The sequence below is a fragment of the Endozoicomonas sp. ALB115 genome, from assembly GCF_049310245.1.
GTDB lineage: Bacteria > Pseudomonadota > Gammaproteobacteria > Pseudomonadales > Endozoicomonadaceae > Endozoicomonas.
Genome location: NZ_JBLYZG010000002.1, coordinates 15164 through 31500 on the forward strand (window position 1 = coordinate 15164; position 16337 = coordinate 31500).

Annotated in this window: 18 protein-coding genes; 9 read left to right on the forward strand and 9 right to left on the reverse strand. The window is 50.3% G+C overall.

Annotated features, from left to right (window positions below):
- The first annotated feature begins 124 nt into the window (after window positions 1–124).
- Both ACO6VE_RS01105 and ACO6VE_RS01110 read left to right on the forward strand, forming a co-directional pair.
- On the forward strand, window positions 125–1498 hold the full coding sequence (locus tag ACO6VE_RS01105; RefSeq protein WP_422449384.1) for a hypothetical protein: 1374 nt from the start codon (window positions 125–127) through the stop codon (window positions 1496–1498).
- Window positions 1499–1545: 47 nt separating this feature from the next.
- Complete coding sequence (locus tag ACO6VE_RS01110) at window positions 1546–2211, forward strand: metallophosphoesterase (protein ID WP_422449382.1); 666 nt, start codon at window positions 1546–1548, stop codon at window positions 2209–2211.
- 6 nt (window positions 2212–2217) lie between these two features.
- Here ACO6VE_RS01110 and ACO6VE_RS01115 read toward each other — a convergent pair whose 3' ends face one another.
- Window positions 2218–2886, reverse strand: a complete 669-nt coding sequence (locus tag ACO6VE_RS01115; RefSeq protein ID WP_422449380.1) for an NAD(P)H-dependent oxidoreductase — start codon at window positions 2884–2886, stop codon at window positions 2218–2220.
- Window positions 2887–2992: 106 nt separating this feature from the next.
- Complete coding sequence (locus ACO6VE_RS01120; RefSeq protein WP_422449378.1) at window positions 2993–4672, reverse strand: ankyrin repeat domain-containing protein; 1680 nt, start codon at window positions 4670–4672, stop codon at window positions 2993–2995.
- 495 nt (window positions 4673–5167) lie between these two features.
- Between ACO6VE_RS01120 and ACO6VE_RS01125 the strand changes: the two genes are divergently transcribed.
- Window positions 5168–5656 carry an 8-oxo-dGTP diphosphatase gene (locus tag ACO6VE_RS01125; RefSeq protein ID WP_422449376.1) on the forward strand — a complete coding sequence of 163 codons (489 nt, stop codon included), beginning with the start codon at window positions 5168–5170 and terminating at the stop codon, window positions 5654–5656.
- Between the two features lie 143 nt (window positions 5657–5799).
- Entirely contained in the window at window positions 5800–6273 is a 474-nt protein-coding gene (locus ACO6VE_RS01130) for an Hsp20 family protein (RefSeq protein ID WP_269673372.1), read from the forward strand.
- 3 nt (window positions 6274–6276) lie between these two features.
- Here the strand turns inward: ACO6VE_RS01130 and ACO6VE_RS01135 are convergent, their stop codons facing one another.
- Window positions 6277–7092: a TatD family hydrolase gene (locus ACO6VE_RS01135; protein ID WP_422459274.1), complete on the reverse strand. Its 816-nt coding sequence runs from the start codon at window positions 7090–7092 to the stop codon at window positions 6277–6279.
- 196 nt (window positions 7093–7288) lie between these two features.
- On the opposite strand from ACO6VE_RS01135, the gene ACO6VE_RS01140 reads away from it, so the two are divergent.
- Window positions 7289–7723, forward strand: coding sequence for a hypothetical protein (locus tag ACO6VE_RS01140; RefSeq protein WP_422459276.1), 435 nt, complete (start codon window positions 7289–7291; stop codon window positions 7721–7723).
- Window positions 7724–7751: 28 nt separating this feature from the next.
- Complete coding sequence (locus tag ACO6VE_RS01145; RefSeq protein WP_422459278.1) at window positions 7752–8291, forward strand: copper chaperone PCu(A)C; 540 nt, start codon at window positions 7752–7754, stop codon at window positions 8289–8291.
- 315 nt (window positions 8292–8606) lie between these two features.
- Here ACO6VE_RS01145 and ACO6VE_RS01150 read toward each other — a convergent pair whose 3' ends face one another.
- A complete protein-coding gene (locus ACO6VE_RS01150; protein WP_422459280.1) occupies window positions 8607–8999 on the reverse strand; it encodes a DUF2750 domain-containing protein in 393 nt (130 codons plus the stop codon).
- A 251-nt stretch (window positions 9000–9250) separates the two neighbouring features.
- Between ACO6VE_RS01150 and ACO6VE_RS01155 the strand changes: the two genes are divergently transcribed.
- Window positions 9251–9862 carry a hypothetical protein gene (locus ACO6VE_RS01155; RefSeq protein ID WP_422459282.1) on the forward strand — a complete coding sequence of 204 codons (612 nt, stop codon included), beginning with the start codon at window positions 9251–9253 and terminating at the stop codon, window positions 9860–9862.
- Window positions 9863–9911: 49 nt separating this feature from the next.
- On the opposite strand, the gene ACO6VE_RS01160 is transcribed toward ACO6VE_RS01155, so the two are convergent.
- Window positions 9912–10106 carry a DUF4250 domain-containing protein gene (locus ACO6VE_RS01160; RefSeq protein ID WP_101744843.1) on the reverse strand — a complete coding sequence of 65 codons (195 nt, stop codon included), beginning with the start codon at window positions 10104–10106 and terminating at the stop codon, window positions 9912–9914.
- A gap of 66 nt (window positions 10107–10172) precedes the next feature.
- On the reverse strand, window positions 10173–11204 hold the full coding sequence (locus ACO6VE_RS01165; RefSeq protein WP_422449364.1) for a rhodanese-related sulfurtransferase: 1032 nt from the start codon (window positions 11202–11204) through the stop codon (window positions 10173–10175).
- A gap of 147 nt (window positions 11205–11351) precedes the next feature.
- Between ACO6VE_RS01165 and nfsA the strand changes: the two genes are divergently transcribed.
- Together nfsA and ACO6VE_RS01175 are read left to right on the forward strand one after the other, a co-directional pair.
- On the forward strand, window positions 11352–12089 hold the full coding sequence (gene nfsA, locus ACO6VE_RS01170; RefSeq protein WP_422459284.1) for an oxygen-insensitive NADPH nitroreductase: 738 nt from the start codon (window positions 11352–11354) through the stop codon (window positions 12087–12089).
- Between the two features lie 238 nt (window positions 12090–12327).
- Window positions 12328–13779, forward strand: coding sequence for an NAD-dependent succinate-semialdehyde dehydrogenase (locus tag ACO6VE_RS01175; protein ID WP_422449360.1), 1452 nt, complete (start codon window positions 12328–12330; stop codon window positions 13777–13779).
- Between the two features lie 7 nt (window positions 13780–13786).
- Here ACO6VE_RS01175 and ACO6VE_RS01180 read toward each other — a convergent pair whose 3' ends face one another.
- The 3 genes from ACO6VE_RS01180 to ACO6VE_RS01190 form a co-directional block, all read right to left on the reverse strand.
- Window positions 13787–14494 carry a hypothetical protein gene (locus tag ACO6VE_RS01180; RefSeq protein WP_422449358.1) on the reverse strand — a complete coding sequence of 236 codons (708 nt, stop codon included), beginning with the start codon at window positions 14492–14494 and terminating at the stop codon, window positions 13787–13789.
- Window positions 14494–14895: an SMI1/KNR4 family protein gene (locus tag ACO6VE_RS01185; protein WP_163370593.1), complete on the reverse strand. Its 402-nt coding sequence runs from the start codon at window positions 14893–14895 to the stop codon at window positions 14494–14496. The genes ACO6VE_RS01180 and ACO6VE_RS01185 overlap by 1 nt, the downstream gene beginning before the upstream one ends.
- A 103-nt stretch (window positions 14896–14998) precedes the next feature.
- The gene (locus ACO6VE_RS01190; protein ID WP_422459286.1) at window positions 14999–16333 is read right to left on the reverse strand and encodes a DEAD/DEAH box helicase; all 1335 of its coding nucleotides are present in this window, start codon (window positions 16331–16333) and stop codon (window positions 14999–15001) included.
- Window positions 16334–16337 lie beyond the last annotated feature (4 nt).

Here is a 16337-nt window from a genome sequence, read left to right on the forward strand (position 1 = left end):
TACGGATATTGGTGTTGACCCTGGCTGACATAATAGTTTGCCGCCTTATGGGGTGTTCATCCCCGGGAAGTCTGCTCACAACGGTTTCCAGTCATGGCAACAATTCCATAAAAGAAAGCTTATTATGAAAACAATGACCTTGTCCTGGGTTTCGCTGGTGCTTCTGCTGTTGGTTAGCCCGTTGATTGTGGCTGAAAACCGGCTCGATCCCATAAAAAAGTATATCCACAAGCATTTTGCCGATCAGCTGGAGATTACCCGGGAGCAAATAGAGCAACTCTCATGGGTGCTGGCTAATCCAGTGGTTACACCGGAGTTATCTACACAGTGGTCATCGGCGGCCATCCATCGGGAGGTGTCAAGAGCACTGTCCCGATTATATTGCCTGCAGCTGTTAAGAAACGGCTCACATGAGGCCTATAAGGCATTTGTGGCACCTCAGACTGACCCTGATACTCCCAGGTTGTCAGAGCCATCGTTCCAGCAGCTGTCCAGGGAGATTGCGGGGCTGGACGCTGTCTCTTATGAAGTTCTCCGGGCAACAGCCATTCTCGATGCAGTCACTTTATCGCCGGAGGCACGTAAGCGCGCTGCTAAAGCTCTGGCTAAGCCTGTTCCTGAAAATTCGGTGGATTTCCTATCGGTTACAGCACCCTATGCTGAGAAGATCTACCCGCTGGCTCGCTCGATTATTACCAAACACCCTTCAGCTGCCCGGTTGTTTGAAATTGTCTATCTGCCTCATAGCCACCTTCGCCATATGATGTATAACGAGGGCTCTTTGTCCATGTATACCGTGCTTAACTCCGGGATACAGAACAAGAGCATCAGTCACGATGATATGAATCTATGGTACGACCATTGGGTGGTGAATATTGCCGGATTCCGTGGCCATTTGGAGGCAAAAGGCTCCGTTTATCTCACCCAGAATACCTGGCGGTCCATGAATCAACTGAAGTTACTGCTGGACAGGCTGTCCAGGGAGCCGAAGCTGAACCCCATGCAGGTCTACCTGCAAAAGCGGGGGCAATGGTTGCAACTGAATACGTTGACCAGAAATCCCAGTGAGTTTCTTGCCCTTGCCTCCCTGGGGGCCACTGCAAGGTTGTTTACACCGGCCGAAGGCAGTGCGTTATACGCCAGCTTTAAAAGTCTGCCAGAGGATCAGCAGAAGCAGTGGGTTCAGTACAGCAAACGGCAATTAACGGCTTTGGCTACACCACCCGCAACCTATGGGCCTGCCGTTTATGCCAATGCCATTGCTGTGGCCGGGTTACCGGAAACCGTTCGTAAAGTGCTGCCAGTGATGCTCAGGTTTTATCAACAGGCGGGACAGATGAGGGCTGAGGGCAAGTTAGCTGCTGATATGCCCTTGTCGTTCAGGGAGCTGGCCCGGGAGCCGATGCTTAACAACATTCTCACCAGTCACCGGCAATTCACCACCGTCATCAATCCCGATGATGGCGTGGCTAAACTGGTAATGAAGGATAAACCGTAAACATGGATGTACACAACTGACGCTAATCAGAAATCCAGGGAGGATTTATGTTTTACCAGCATTTTCGTCAGAATGTCGTTGGCCGTGATTTTGTTATTGGTGATTTGCATGGCATGTATGATCTCCTGATGTCCTCACTGGCCAACGTCGGCTTTGACCGGGAAAAGGATCGTTGTTTCAGTTGTGGCGACCTGATCGACCGGGGGCCCGCTTCCGAGAAGTGCCTCTCTCTGATGGATGAGCCATGGTTCCACTGTGTTCGAGGCAATCATGAGCAGTGCATGATTGATACGGTCAGACACCCATCCGCCCATGAGATTGCCCAATGGGTGCTTTGTGGCGGTGACTGGCATCTGCAAGTCTCATCAGAAAGAATGAATAGGTATGCAGACATGGCTTCTGAACAGCCGGTTCTGATCTCGGTTGATCTTGCTGGCGACAGGCTGGTGGCCATTTGTCATGCTGAGTACCCGTTGTCGGTCTGGAATCCGGAGAAAATAGCATCTGATCCGGACCTGGTCCGGGCGATGCAATGGTCCAGGACCCGGATTCAAAGTGAGGATGATTCTGTGGTGGCCGGTATTGACCACATCTTCTGTGGTCATACCATTGTTGATCAACCGGTTACCCTGGGAAATACCCACTTTATTGATACCGGTGGCTTTGAGAGCAACTGCCTGACGCTGTTATGCCTCAGTGAGCTTGCTCAGTGACCGGGTTTAATGCCACTCGACAACTGCCGCCTGCCGGTGGCGGGTTTTTGGGTAAGGCTCGTTTTCCCGGTAACCAAAGGCGACCATCACACTGACGCCAAACTCCCCGCTATCCAGCAGACCCTCCTGTGCCATCAGTGGCTCCAGCCTGTCACGGTTGAAACCTTCAATCGGGCAGGAGTCAATGCCAATCTGGGCGGCTACGCTCATCATATTACCAAGGGCGATATAGGTCTGTTTACAGGCCCAGTCAAACATGGCCCTGGGTGACTCGGTCAGCCGGAAGTCACTGTTTTGAAAGTCGCGGTAGAACTCGCTGATCATATCCACGACATCTTCAGGCAACTGTTTAACAGTGCGCATGTGATCCAGAATGTATTCGGACTCATAATGCATGCTGTTTTCCCTGCGGGCCAGAATGATGACAAAGTGACTGGCAGTGGGTAACTGTCCCTGGGCTCCCCAGCTGACGGTTTTGATCTTTTCCCTTAATTCCGGATTCTGGATGACCAGAAACTTCCAGGGTTCAAAACCAAATGAGCTGGGAGAAAGGCGCCCGGCATCCAGAATGAAATTAAAATCCTCATCGGGAATTTTCCGGCTGACATCAAAGCTTTTGCAGGCGTGACGGAAATTGAAGGCATCCAGAATTTGTTTACGCAGGTCGGTGTTCATTGTTCAGACCCTATACAACAGTGGTCGAGAGCTGCATTCTATTGGCATCAGGTTAAAAAAGGAAGAAATCACAGAAATGACAGGCCTGACTTGCAAATTTCAGCACTTAAACAATGCTCAAATCTCGAAAATCCGCTGCCAGACTGATTTCAGAAGCCGGTGCCCCATGACTCAAGAGTTCCATAACCAAAGTCGAACGTTTTAGACGATTTGCTAATGCCAGAGGCGTTTCTCCGTTATCAAAAACACCACAAAGGTCAGCACCGCCATGAATCAGCTTCAATAAAATCCCAGCATTGTTTTGTATAATTGCCAGTCGCAGTGCCAACCCGTGAAGGGCATTAACCTCTGCGCCGGAATCAATCAGAAACTGAGTGATTGGACTCCTACCCAAATGCACGGCAAATGCCAGCGGAGAGATAACAAACTGCTCCCTGCACCTGAATAACTCATGGGGTATTACATTTGCCCGGGGTATAGAATAATTTGGAGAACAATTCACCGACGCGTGGAAATGCTCAACCAGCTCTCTGACATGGTCGATATTATTGGCGATAATGGCCTGGGTCAGCGGTGTAAGACCTCGATAATCGGCGTTATCAATCCCGGAGCCCTGCTCGATAAGTGCCTTGATGCAGTCCTGCTGCCAGGCATGAGTAGCAATGCACAGAGGACTGAGGCTTCTTTTGCCATTGGACAATACTGTGGATTCCAGACTGGCACCAGCATCTGCCAGTAAATGAATCATTTCAACACAGCCGTATTCAGCTGCGTACCCAAGAGCGGTCTGAACATCGTAAGGCTTATCAATCTCGGCACCGTTGGCAAGTAACAACTTGACGGTCTCCAGTTGATTATATCTGGCTGCACTGCAGATTATCCATCCATCCATGGCGTTGACATCGACTTTATGGGTGATCAAGAGTTTAACGATATCCAGCTTGCCAAATCCAATAGCAACCCACAGTGCCTCACCAGTCACTTTGGCATCTTTCGATAATAACAACTTAACCAGCTGTGCAGCAGACTCCGAAGTAACAGAACTGACAAGAGGGGTATACCGGATTAACCTGTCGCGCAAAATGATCTCTATCGCATGGTTAATGTCAGCTCCGTTATCGATCAATTTCCGAACCACATTGACGTGGCCATGATGAGTGGCGAACAGGAGTGATGAATTTAAATCTTTGGCACCGCGCTCAATCAAACAGCTGACCAACTCTACGAAGCCTTCGGTGGCAGCCAGTTCAATGGGAGAAAGTTTACCGAACGCCTCTGGCAAATTAATATCGACCCCCTGGTCAAGTAGAAACTTGACAATCGGTACGTGCCCGTTGATGGAGGCAACATGAATGGGCCTATAGTGTCCCAAGCGGTCCTCAAGCTTAATTTTTCCGGAAATCAGCGATGGGTCTTTCTCCACCGCGCCGATCACTGTAGCGACACTTCCGTCCTGACAAGCCTTGAACAGCTGCAGTTTCAGGCTTTCAGAACGGCTTGCCAGAGATGAGTATCGGTCATCATTCAAGGCAACAATATCAAGAGTTTTGGGCGTTGTATTGCAAAGGATGCAAGCCCAGTCACCCAGCTGGCGACTATCAATCCAGATATCATTGCAGGCGTTATGGAATCTGTGCTGACATGGCAATATCACAACAGACCGTCCACTGAACAATGGGTCCCTGCATACAATGCATTTTTCAGGAGCTGACTCGGGCAGAGCACTCGCTGCTAACGGAGGGCCCGCCAAAGAACCGGGCAACAACTCTGAATGAATTGGATTCATTGTTAAACTCCTGGATTAGACGAAGACAATTAAGTGCCTCATGAGCCGGGGAAAGAACTCCAACTGTCAGGCACTGCGTTATAACCGTTGTTGTATGACCTTTTGGCTCCTTTACCAATGCAAGACTAGCGCAGAAAAGCGTTAATCCCGATAAACAAAAACATTATCGATAATGCTGCCTCCCAACGCGAAGCTGAGGTATGTTAGGGCCTGTTGACGTTTCGTTGCGTGCTCAGCGTATCAGGGCGCTCCTATGACGAGGCGCGGCATTGCAGGAAGGCTGGTTGCCTTTCAAAATGCCGCAACGAAGTCATAGGGGCGCCCTGATACGCCCGAAGGGTGGCTCAGAAAGGCGCCATCTGCTTTGTCAGACTTGCTTGGCGTAGAATAACTACGCGCTGCGCAAGTCTTTCGCGCATATGACGCCTTTCTGAGCCACTGAGCACGCAACGAAACGTCAACAGGCCCTAATTATCTTTAAGCAGGAATTGATTGATGCAATCATTGCAGGATATTGACTGGAGCTCCTGGCAGGCCAAAGACCCCGCTACGCTGACATTTGTTATCAAGGATGGGCAAATTCTGCTGATTCGTAAAAAGCGTGGCCTGGGGGCCGGAAAAATCAATGGGCCGGGAGGACGACTTGAGCCCGGTGAATCCCTGCTGGAGTGCGCGATCCGCGAAGTGCAGGAGGAACTGTGCATCACCCCGGTGAATCCTGAGTTCTGTGGAGAGAGCTGTTTCCAGTTTACCGATGGCTACTCTATGCACGTGCATACCTATGTGGCAAGGGATTTCACCGGCTCACCGACAGAGACGGATGAGGCCATACCGCTGTGGTTCTCTCTTGATCAGATCCCCTATGAAGAAATGTGGGCAGACGACATTATCTGGTTACCTGAAATGCTGAAGGGGAACAGGTTCAAAGGACGCTATCTGTTCGATGGTGACCGGATGCTGGATTACCACCTGGATATTTTTTAAAAAAAATAACATACAGGGGTTGGAATCGAATTAAACGTACATATATTAGGGATAACAGTGGCTCAAAGCAGCACTGTCAACCAAGGCTTGTTCATAATGAAAAGCCGATTTGATCAACATATTGCTCCATTGAGGATATGACCATGCGTACCTTTGATTTTGATTTCACCCCCCTGTACCGTTCTGCTATTGGCTTTGACCGGATGGCTCATCTTCTGGAGTCCATGAATGCCGGGCATTCCCAGACACCCCGGAATAATGGCTACCCTCCTTACAATATCGAACTTCTGGATGAGAACGAATACCGTATCACCATGGCAGTTGCCGGCTTTGCCGAAGATGAACTGGAAATAGAAAGCCGTGAGGGTGTACTGATTGTCCAGGGCAAGAAAACGCCAGACGATACAGAGCGCAAATACCTCTATCAGGGCATTGCCGAGCGTAACTTTGAGCGCCGTTTCCAGCTGGCCGACTACGTCCGTGTCACCGGTGCGACCATAGATAATGGTCTTTTGCATATTGATCTGGAACGTGAAATTCCAGAGGCGATGAAGCCAAGAAAAATCAATATCGGTAAGAACAAGCTGCTGGAAGCTGAAGCCGCCGATGGTGCTTAACCATCATATTCTGAATAGCGTACGACAGTTATGAGAGGTGGCTTCTGCCACCTCCGGCAAAGAGATTCCTCGCAGCTTGGCCAGGCACTCAGCCACCAGTTTCACTCTTCCCGGCTCATTTCTCTGTCCCTGATAGCCATTCAATGGCATATCCGGAGCGTCTGTCTCAAGCACAATGCTGTCGATTGGCATAGTGGCTGCCAAGTGCCGTGTTTTACGGGCTCTCGGGTAGGTGATACCGCCACCAAACCCCAGCTTAAAGCCTAACTTCAGATATTCTCCGGCCTGTTGTTCACTACCGGAAAATCCGTGAATAATCCCGGCCCGTTCTGGTTTGTATCGTCGCAGTACTTTTAAAATATCATCATGACTTTTCCGGCCATGAATAATCAGTGGCATCTGGTGCAGACAGGCCAGTTTAACCTGGCCAGTGAACAGCTCGAGTTGTTTGGCCTTTGTCTGGGGAGTCGTGTTCCGGTCAAAAAAATCCAGCCCGGTTTCCCCTATGGCAACGACCCCGGCGGGACGTTGTTGTAATAGCGTATCCAATACATTCAGATGTTCGGGATGATGTTCAGAAATAAACCAGGGATGCAGACCAAGGGCCGTTACAATACTTACGGGACTCACTTGCGACAGTAATTCTGACTCATTAATCAGGGAAGGCCATTCCACCTGTTGAGTGGCAGGGATGCAGATGTGACTGACTGCTGCCTTTTCTGCCTGACTCAACACCTGTAAACGATCCTCATCAAAGACTGAAAAATTAAGATGGCAATGGCTGTCGAACAGAGACAGCGTATCGTTCTCTTTTGTCACAGCTGATTTTTCCTCTAAAAATGAATTTCAGGAGAATGTTCTTCTGTTTTCCGTTAGTAAAAAGCCTATAATGCCCACCTGCAAGTCAATTTTGATTCAAATAATGATGAAAAACCTGTCAAGGCACTTATTCCGGCTTCTCCTTCCGATAGCATTATTACTTGGCTTACTGCTGGTATTTTACGGATCCCGCTTGTTGAACAAGAGTGAAAATTTCGTCGATAAACAAAGGTTTCAAACGGTTGCTTATTGCAACACGTACAAAGGGTGTCAGAGCAGGGTAGGGAATGGTTCGATCACGCTTAATATTTTGCCGGCGTCCATACCGACGGGGCAACCACTGGCTATCAGGGCAGAAGTTTCAGGGCTTGCTGCTGAAAAGGTCAGCATGGAGTTCGTCGGGCGTGATATGCCCATGGGGTTGATGCCATTCAATTTACAGAAACAATCTGGACATTTTGCAGAAACTGACCTGTATACTGGTACCGGCAATATCGCCTTTTGTGCCACCGACCGCAACATGGTCTGGATCGCCAGGCTGAAAATGGAAACCAGAGAAGCGGTATATAATGTTCATTTTGAACTGGACCCTTTAGAAGCAAACTCACAGCAGATTGCTATCCTCCCATAATACTTCTAATGAATAGTGGAGTTGATTAATGAAAAGCGGAACGATTTTGTATGCCAGGGCAGTCAGGGTTATGGGAGCAATCGTACATAGTACGATGGCTCTGATGATGCTATTGACTGCGCACACTGCAATGGCTGCACAGGGCGGGCACAGTCATGCTCACTCAAAAGAGCACTCTGAACCAGCGTTGCAGTTACTGAACGCCAGTGCCCGCGCTACCAAGCCGGGTATGTCCTCATCAGCTGCTTATATGACCATTTACAATGGTACTCATCAGGCCGTACAGATTCGCTCATTGAGCAGCCCTGTTGCCGGGAAAACAGAGCTTCATACCACAGAAATGATCAATGGCATGATGAAAATGCGCCGTGTGGATAACCTTGCCATCAACCCGGGCGACAGGTTGGAGCTAAAGCCCGGTGGCTATCATGTTATGTTGATGGGCCTTAACAAGCCTATAGCCAAAAACAGTAAAGTGCCGGTGACGATCACTTTCAGTAATGGTGATCAGAAGACAGTGGTTGCTCATGCCACGGACGAGATCAAAGGCCAGCATATGGCACATTGAGTAAGGAGCTGTCCTGAAATAATTTCCACATTTCTGAGTTTCAAAACTCCGTTCGTCCTGAGCCTGTCGAAGGGCGTGAACTCCGGCCTCATGTATTGTGCCAATCACCCTTCGATACTTCGACAAGCTCAGCACTCAGGATGAACGGAGATCGAGTCCATAATGTGGAATTTATTTCGGGACATTCCTAAGCGGAACTATTGCCTGGTCATAAACAGCAGGAGCACAGAAAAAAGGCTTTCACCCTAACCGTCTCTGTGCCTCTGTGGTTAAAAGAGTAGGGTTAAAAGAGTAAGGTTAAAAGAGGGTAACGCCTTATCCCTGCTCCAACTCGCCAAGAATGGCTTCCTGCAGTTCAGAAGGTGTCACAACAAGCCCTTCTTCTTCATTAACCGGGAATATGGCCAACATGCTGTTATCCCGCTCCAGACCAGGCGTCCAGCGCTCCAGCCACACTTCCAGATTGATGGCTTTTGGCTGGCAGTCTGACCAGTCATCCACTGCCCAGGCTTTGGCGAAATCAGGGTGTGGCCAGATTGGCAGACACTCTTCACCATCACTGGATGACAGCTCTACCCAACCCTCGGGACTGTGCAGGCTCCAGATCTCTTCCCAGTCCGCCACTTTTTTCAGAAAGTAATCATAACGCTCATGGTCAGCCAGCTTCTGAATAGATTCGAACTGCTTGTCGTTGAGTTTGTAAGTCATCAGTCATCAACGCTAATGCATAAAATAGTGGGGGAAGTGTATTACCAGCGCAGGATTGAAAGCAAATGGTGCGGTAGAATGGTGTTCAGAATTCCGGATAAAAAATAATAACGGAAGAAAAAGCCCTGGAAGCTCTGTTTGGCGATGGGTTTGCCAACTATAAATAGTCAGTAAGGCGTTGGGTCTGGGCTTACTACTGCTAAACCGGTATAGTCCGCCCGCCCCCTGTTTTATAGTCTGTTTTGTGATCTATGAAGTTGTATAGTACACCGCTGAAGGCTTCTCTGTTGGCGGGTTTGGTTCTGGCAGCCAGAGAGCTTTGCCCATTTTGGCCCACTATGGCTTTCATGGAAGAGATTCTGTTTTTCCTGGCCGGTCTGATTGCCGGCATCCGATTGCCGGATCTGGATTTTGTGATACCGGGGCTGTCCCACCGCTCAGCAATAACCCATTCCTGTATTCCTGCGCTGGTGGTTTGGGCGTTCGGTTTTTCAGCCATTGCCGCAGGTCTGGCCCTGGGAATTGCCTTTCACCTGTCGTCGGATCTGCAACCCAAAGCCTGGACCGGTGGCGCACTGATCAAGTTTCCGTTGCTGGGCAGTATCGGGATGCTGTCGCCCATCTGGTTAATTGCCAATGTGATTGGTTGTCTGGCGATCTTTATGGAAGTGGTTTCCGGTGAACCTGTGGATGCCCGGCTGATGATAATGGCACTCTGTTTAATGGGGGCTGGCTGGTATTTTTTCCAGGAGGAAAAGCGCCCACTGTTACCGTTGATGACCCTGGGGTTTGCTGTTTTGCTGGTTCATGCAGTACGGGGGGGAACTTTATCGGTAAAGCAGGTGTGGCAATATTTTGTTTAGGGTCTGTTGATGTTTTTTGTTACAAGTTCAACAGACCCTCGATTACCGGTCAGTCATGAACGAACTGATTATTGATCGACTGATAATGAAAACGGATTTTATGAAGCTGGTTTTCGATCTCCTGTTTACTCATGTCCATCTCATCGGCCAGCTGATCCAGTGAGTTGCAGGTAAGCCTCAGCTTTTCGTTGACAATGCCCAGAAGGATAAAAGGGTTGAGGTTCTCGGGGTTTTCGAGTTCCATGGCGGCACTCCGTTCAAGTCAGCTGATGAAAAAACACCACTTGGCTGTACTTAAAACATAGCTCAGCTATTTAACTTTGCCTGCCCGGGTTCTCAGTTGCTGTTGCCTGCGTTCGTCTTTCTTTAATTGACGACGATGGACAACGGTCTTGGCAACTTCTGCGCCCATGTGGGCTTCACCTCGTGCCCTGGCCAGCTGCATCTGTTTTTCACGCTCCGAAAACCGTGCTTTTTGCTGTTCGCTCAGCAGGTCAAAACAGTGCGGGCAGCTGACACCCTGCTGGTACATATCACTTTGCTTATCGGCTTCCGTAATGGGTAAACGACAGGCGTTGCACTGGTCGTAGGAGCCCGGCTCAAGGTCATGATTCACCGTCACCCGTTCATCAAAGACAAAGCATTCACCTTCCCAGAGTGACTGCGCTTTCGGTACCTCTTCCAGGTATTTCAGGATGCCGCCTTTCAGATGGTAAACCTCGTCAAAGCCTTGTTCTTTGAGCAGGGCCGTGGACTTCTCGCAGCGTATGCCGCCAGTGCAGAACATGGCCACCTTTTTATGAGTTTCAGGATTCAGGTTGGCATTGACATATTGCGGAAACTGCCGGAAGGAATCTGTCTTTGGATTGATGGCGTGCTTGAAGGTGCCCACCTGAATTTCGTAATCGTTACGGGTATCCACCACAAGGACTTCAGGGTCACTGATCAGGCTATTCCAGTCTGCCGGTTCCACATAGGTCCCGACGGCCTTTTGTGGGTCAATGTCTTCCACTCCCATGGTGACAATCTCTTTTTTGAGTTTGACCCTGGTTCTTTTGAACGGCATGGATTCACTGAGGGACTCTTTGTATTCAATGGGGTTCAGACGGGTATCCCGGTTAAGCCAGGCCAGCAGCGCATTGATGCCTTCCCGGGTGCTGGCCACGGTGCCGTTAATGCCTTCCCGGGCAAGCAGCAGCGTCCCTCTGATATGGTTTGCTTCCATGGTTCTGAGCAGGGGTTCCCGCAGGCTGGTGAAGTTCTTCAGGGTAACGAATTTATAGAGGGCACAGACCACGATATGAGCGTCTGTTTGAGTGTTTTCTGGAGGCGAGAGTGTCATTGTCTTTATTGTCCTTGGTCAGCGGTCCGAAACGTAAATCCGGAGCCAGATCCGGGAAGGGAATTCTAGCAGAGGCAGGCAGCCTTGAAAAATCCAGCCAAGGCTACAATAGTGCAGAATAATAATGGCCAGATTAAGAATAACACCATGACCCAACCGGTAATTGAACTGCTGCAATCACACCGCTCCATTCGCAAATTCACGGAACAGCCGATCGCAGAGTCCTTGTTGAGAGACTTGATCAGCGCGGGCCAAAGTGCCGCCACATCCAGCAATTTGCAGGGTGTCAGTGTTATTCGGGTCAGAAACCCTGAAACCCGCAAAGCCATGGCAGAGCTTGCCGGTGGCCAGACCTATGTGCAGCAGGCGGCTGAGTTTCTGGTGTTCTGTGCTGACCTGCATCGCTCTGGCTGGTGCTGTGAACAGTCGGGCAACACCGTGGCAGACGGAATGACCGAGCATTTCATTATTGCCACGGTTGATGTTGCCCTGTTTGCCCAGAACGTGGTGGTCGCTGCTGAGTCAGAAGGGCTGGGTATCTGCTATATCGGAGGCCTGCGCAATGACCCGCAACAGGTCAGTGATTTGCTGGCGTTGCCGGAACATGTCTACCCCGTTTTTGGCCTCTGCCTTGGGTACCCGGATCAGGATCCGGAGTGTAAACCCAGACTGCCGCTGGAAGCTGTGCTGATGGAGGAGCATTACCAGCCAGTGAGTAAGGCGCTGGTGGCTGAATATGATGAAACTATGAGAGACTATTACCAGCGACGAACCGGAGGCAAGCTGGATCGGGTCTGGTCTCAGGAGATGTTGGCCTTGCTGGGTAAAGAATCCCGGCCTCATATGAGGGCGTTTCTGGAGAAAAAAGGGTTCAGGATGCGCTGATTCAACTGAGATAAGCTGTTGCTTTAGTACATTGTTTCAATGAGTTTGACGGGTTGTCGTGCCTCCGCACTCCGTTCGTCCTGAGGCTTGTCGAAGGGCGCAAACTCCGGCCCCCGATAGATCGTGCCAAGCCCCCTTCGTCCGTGCATCCTGAGCGGAGCCGAAGGGCGCTCAGGGTGAACGGAGATTGTACACATCAAACTTTATAAACTGATGCAAGAAAAAATGAGGCAAGCTAATGAACCCATTTCTCTTTGAGAGTAACGAGGCATTTATTAACGGTCAGTGGGTTGGTGCACAAAGTGGCCGCACCTATTGGGTAACAAATCCCGCTACCGGACAACAGATTGCGGAAGTACCGGATATGGGGGCAGCAGATGCTGAACAGGCTGTTGAAGTAGCCAGTGAGGCCTTTAGTTCATGGAAAAGAACCACAGCCAAAGAGCGGGCAGGGCTTTTGATGAAATGGTTCCAGCTCATGACTTCGTATGCGGAGGACCTTGCTCAACTGTTAACCCTTGAGCAGGGAAAACCCTATAAGGAGGCATATGGTGAAGTATTGTATGGCGCATCCTTTATCGAATGGTTCGCCGAGGAAGGCAAGAGAACCTATGGTGATATCATTCCCTCTACGATGGCAACTGCCCGCTATTTAACGATGAAGCAACCGGTGGGGGTGGTCAGTGCCATAACGCCATGGAATTTTCCCGTTGCCATGATTGCTCGAAAAGCAGCACCGGCACTGGCAGCTGGCTGCACTATTGTTATCAAGCCAGCTGAAGACACCCCATTATGTGCGTTTGCGATGGCCAGGCTTGCGCAGCAGGCCGGAATTCCTGCGGGTGTGATTAATGTTATTACGTCGTCGTCTGCTGTAGAGACTGGTTCGGTGCTAACCACGCACCCTTTGGTTCGAAAGGTTTCCTTTACGGGGTCAACGCCGGTTGGTAAGCATCTTATACGTCAGAGTGCCGATACGGTAAAAAAAGTTTCCATGGAATTGGGCGGAAATGCTCCATTTATCGTCTTTGAAGACGCAGACATCGACAAGGCAGTGCAAGGGGCGTTGATTTCAAAATACAGGAATGCTGGCCAGACCTGTGTATGTACAAACCGCCTTTACGTACAGGACGGGGTCTACGATGAGTTCCTGGAGAAGTACACTGCAGCTGTTGCGGCACTTAAGGTGGGTAATGGCCTTGATAAAGAGACAGACATAGGCCCTATGATAAATAGCCGCGCAATAGAAAAAATTGCGTACCTCGTTAACCTGGCAAAAGAACAGGGGGCTACCGTGCATATGGGTGGGTCCCGATCCAATGTCGGAGACCTGTATTTTGAACCCACCATATTGACCAGTGTTGATGAAAGTATGGATGTTGCTCACCAGGAACTGTTCGGACCGGTCACTACGGTGTTCCGGTTCAAGTCAGAAGCTGACGTCATCCATCGGGCAAATAATACGCCGTTTGGGTTGGCTGCCTATTTTTATTCCCGTGATCTGTCACGAGTCTGGCGGGTCAGCGAAGCATTGGAGTATGGCATGGTCGCTGTTAATGAAGGTATCCTTTCCACCGAGGCAGCACCATTTGGCGGCATCAAAGAGTCCGGCATCGGGCGGGAAGGCTCAAAATATGGCATCGAAGACTATCTTGAAATCAAATATGTTTGTCTTGGTGTAGGAGAATAATCGGGTTTTATTTGATATTGGTTAATACCCTGATCAAGGTTTCGCTCAGCTTTTGGCTGGCCTTGCCCAGATTGTTCAGAAACTGCTCAACATTATCCAGTTCGATATCGATATGATCGGTCACGGATTTGATCGGCAGGAAGTCGATGCCGTAAAGATGAGCGGTGGCAGCAACGGCGGCACACTCCATCTCTTTGGCCATACCCTGGTTTTGCCTGATCCACTGCCTGTCGATATCCGGCATATCGAGGGAGTTGCCTGTGGTGACCACTCCAAGCTTATGCTCAATACCCTGAAAGTATTCGGGGCGATAGGCGGTTGGATAAGCGCCCATGGCAAAACGGTCAAAGCCTTTCAGGGGAACCCGGTGGTCATGGTAAACCACCGGCTGGTCGGAAGTGATGATATCTGCAATATCAGCATCGGCTGAAAAAGCACCGCAGGTGCCCGCATTAATGATCAGCTCCGGAGCAAACTCAATAATGGCGGACTGGGTATTCAGCGCGGCAAACTCGGTGCCTATCCTGTCGACACCGTACTCACTGGATGTGCCATTCAGGGAGATCATGATGGTATTACCAGCAAACTCACCCTGAAAGCGGGGGAAGTGACTTTGCAACCGGGGATCGGCGGGCAGTGCCTTGAGACCCAATTGATCAATGATTGGCCGGGCTTCCGCTGCCATGGCCATAATGATCAGAATTCGTTTCGACATTAGCTCTCCAGCCAGATATCCCTGGCCCATAACCAGATGGATGGCCAGCTGTCGTCAGTCACTTCACCGTCAGCCCAGCGAACCACTTCTCCTTCTTCGGAAATGCCATAGTATTCACCATTGCATTCACAAATGGGGATCAGCTCTCTCGGCAGACCTTCAGCCCAGGCATTGGCTGCGACTTCCGGCAGATAAGTATGGGATTGGGGATCAGTAACCGTCACCGGTTCAATGGAGCCATAAATAACATCACTGACGTGCAGCAGAAACTCCCGGAGTTCGTAGGGAAGGGGAATCAGAATCTGTTCTTCCACTTCCACCAGCTGGTCTTCATCCGGCAGTTCCAGTGGGACTGACACATCCAGGGCCCGTTCCCGCAGTTCTTCAATAATATCTTCCATTGTATGCGACCTTTGTCACCCGCTTTCTACGGTGGGAATACCCGGCAGAGGCAGGGTATTCCCAGCTTATTGCTTTTCACCTGGCTGAAATGAATCAGCCTGGTCAGGACTTCCGTTTTTTCCCTGAGAAAACAGCAGGCCTTTTCTTTGACGCAGTACCTGAAGGCTTTCTGGTGCTGCCATTGCGTGATTTATTACCCGAACGCTGTTTTATCGCAGGCTTTCCTGTTTTCAGGTCAGGTTTGCTTCGCTTGTTGCGGGTTTTACCGGCTGGCTCATCAATCTCAGCAGGACGCACCTCGCCATCTTCAAAGTAGGGCAGAGGTTCTATTTCCAGTGGTTTTTTGATCAGCTGCTGGATACCGGCCAATAACTTTTTCTCTTCCGGGTTCACCAGGGAGATAGCCCTGCCTTTTTGTCCGGCGCGGCCGGTGCGGCCAATGCGGTGCACGTAGTCCTGGGGAACTTTGGGCAGGTCATAATTGATGACCAGCGGCAGCTGTTCGATATCCAGGCCTCTGGCGGCCACATCCGTTGCTACCAGAACATCAAAATAGTTATCCTTAAAATCTTCCAGTGTGCGAATACGCAGGTACTGACTTTTATCGCTGTGAATGGGCTGGGCATTGATGCCGTCTTCTGCCAGCAACTCGGCAACCTTGTTGGCGGCTTTTTTAGTGCGGACAAACACCAGCACTTTCTGCCAGCGACCACCATGGATGAGATAGCTGAGAATCTCCGGTTTGTCCTGCTGGTCCACCGGGTAGAAAGACTGGGACACGGTGTTAGCAGCAGAGTTGGGGTTTTCCAGTTCAATCTTGACCGGATGGCGCATGAATTCATGGGCCAGCTGTTTAATGTCTTTGGAAAAGGTGGCGGAGAACAACAGGTTCTGACGTTTTGTAGGTGCGTTTTGCACAATGCGTTGAATATCGTCACGGAAGCCCAGGTCCAGCATCCGGTCGGCTTCGTCCAGCACCAGTATTCTCAAACTGTCCAGCTGGATATGCTTCCGGTTGATCATGTCCACCAGACGACCGGGTGTCGCCACCAGGACATCAACGCCTTCTTTCAGAACCGGCAACTGATCGTCAATATCTACGCCACCATAGACGGCAGCTGTCTTGATAGCCGTGTGCTTGCCATAGGTCTGGAAACTATTATCAACCTGAATGGCCAGTTCCCGGGTAGGGACCAGTACCAAGGCGCGGATGGCTTTCCTGGCTCTCATCTGCGCCAGCCGGTGCAGGATTGGCAAGGTGAAACTGGCGGTTTTACCGGTGCCGGTCTGGGCAGATGCCATCAGGTCACGGCCAGTTAAAGCCATGGGAATCGCTTTGGCCTGAATCGGGGTGGGATTCTGGTAGCCCGCTTCGTTGACGGCCTGAATCAGCAACTCATCCAGCCCAAGAGCGGAAAAAGGTAGGTTATTGCTCATGTGT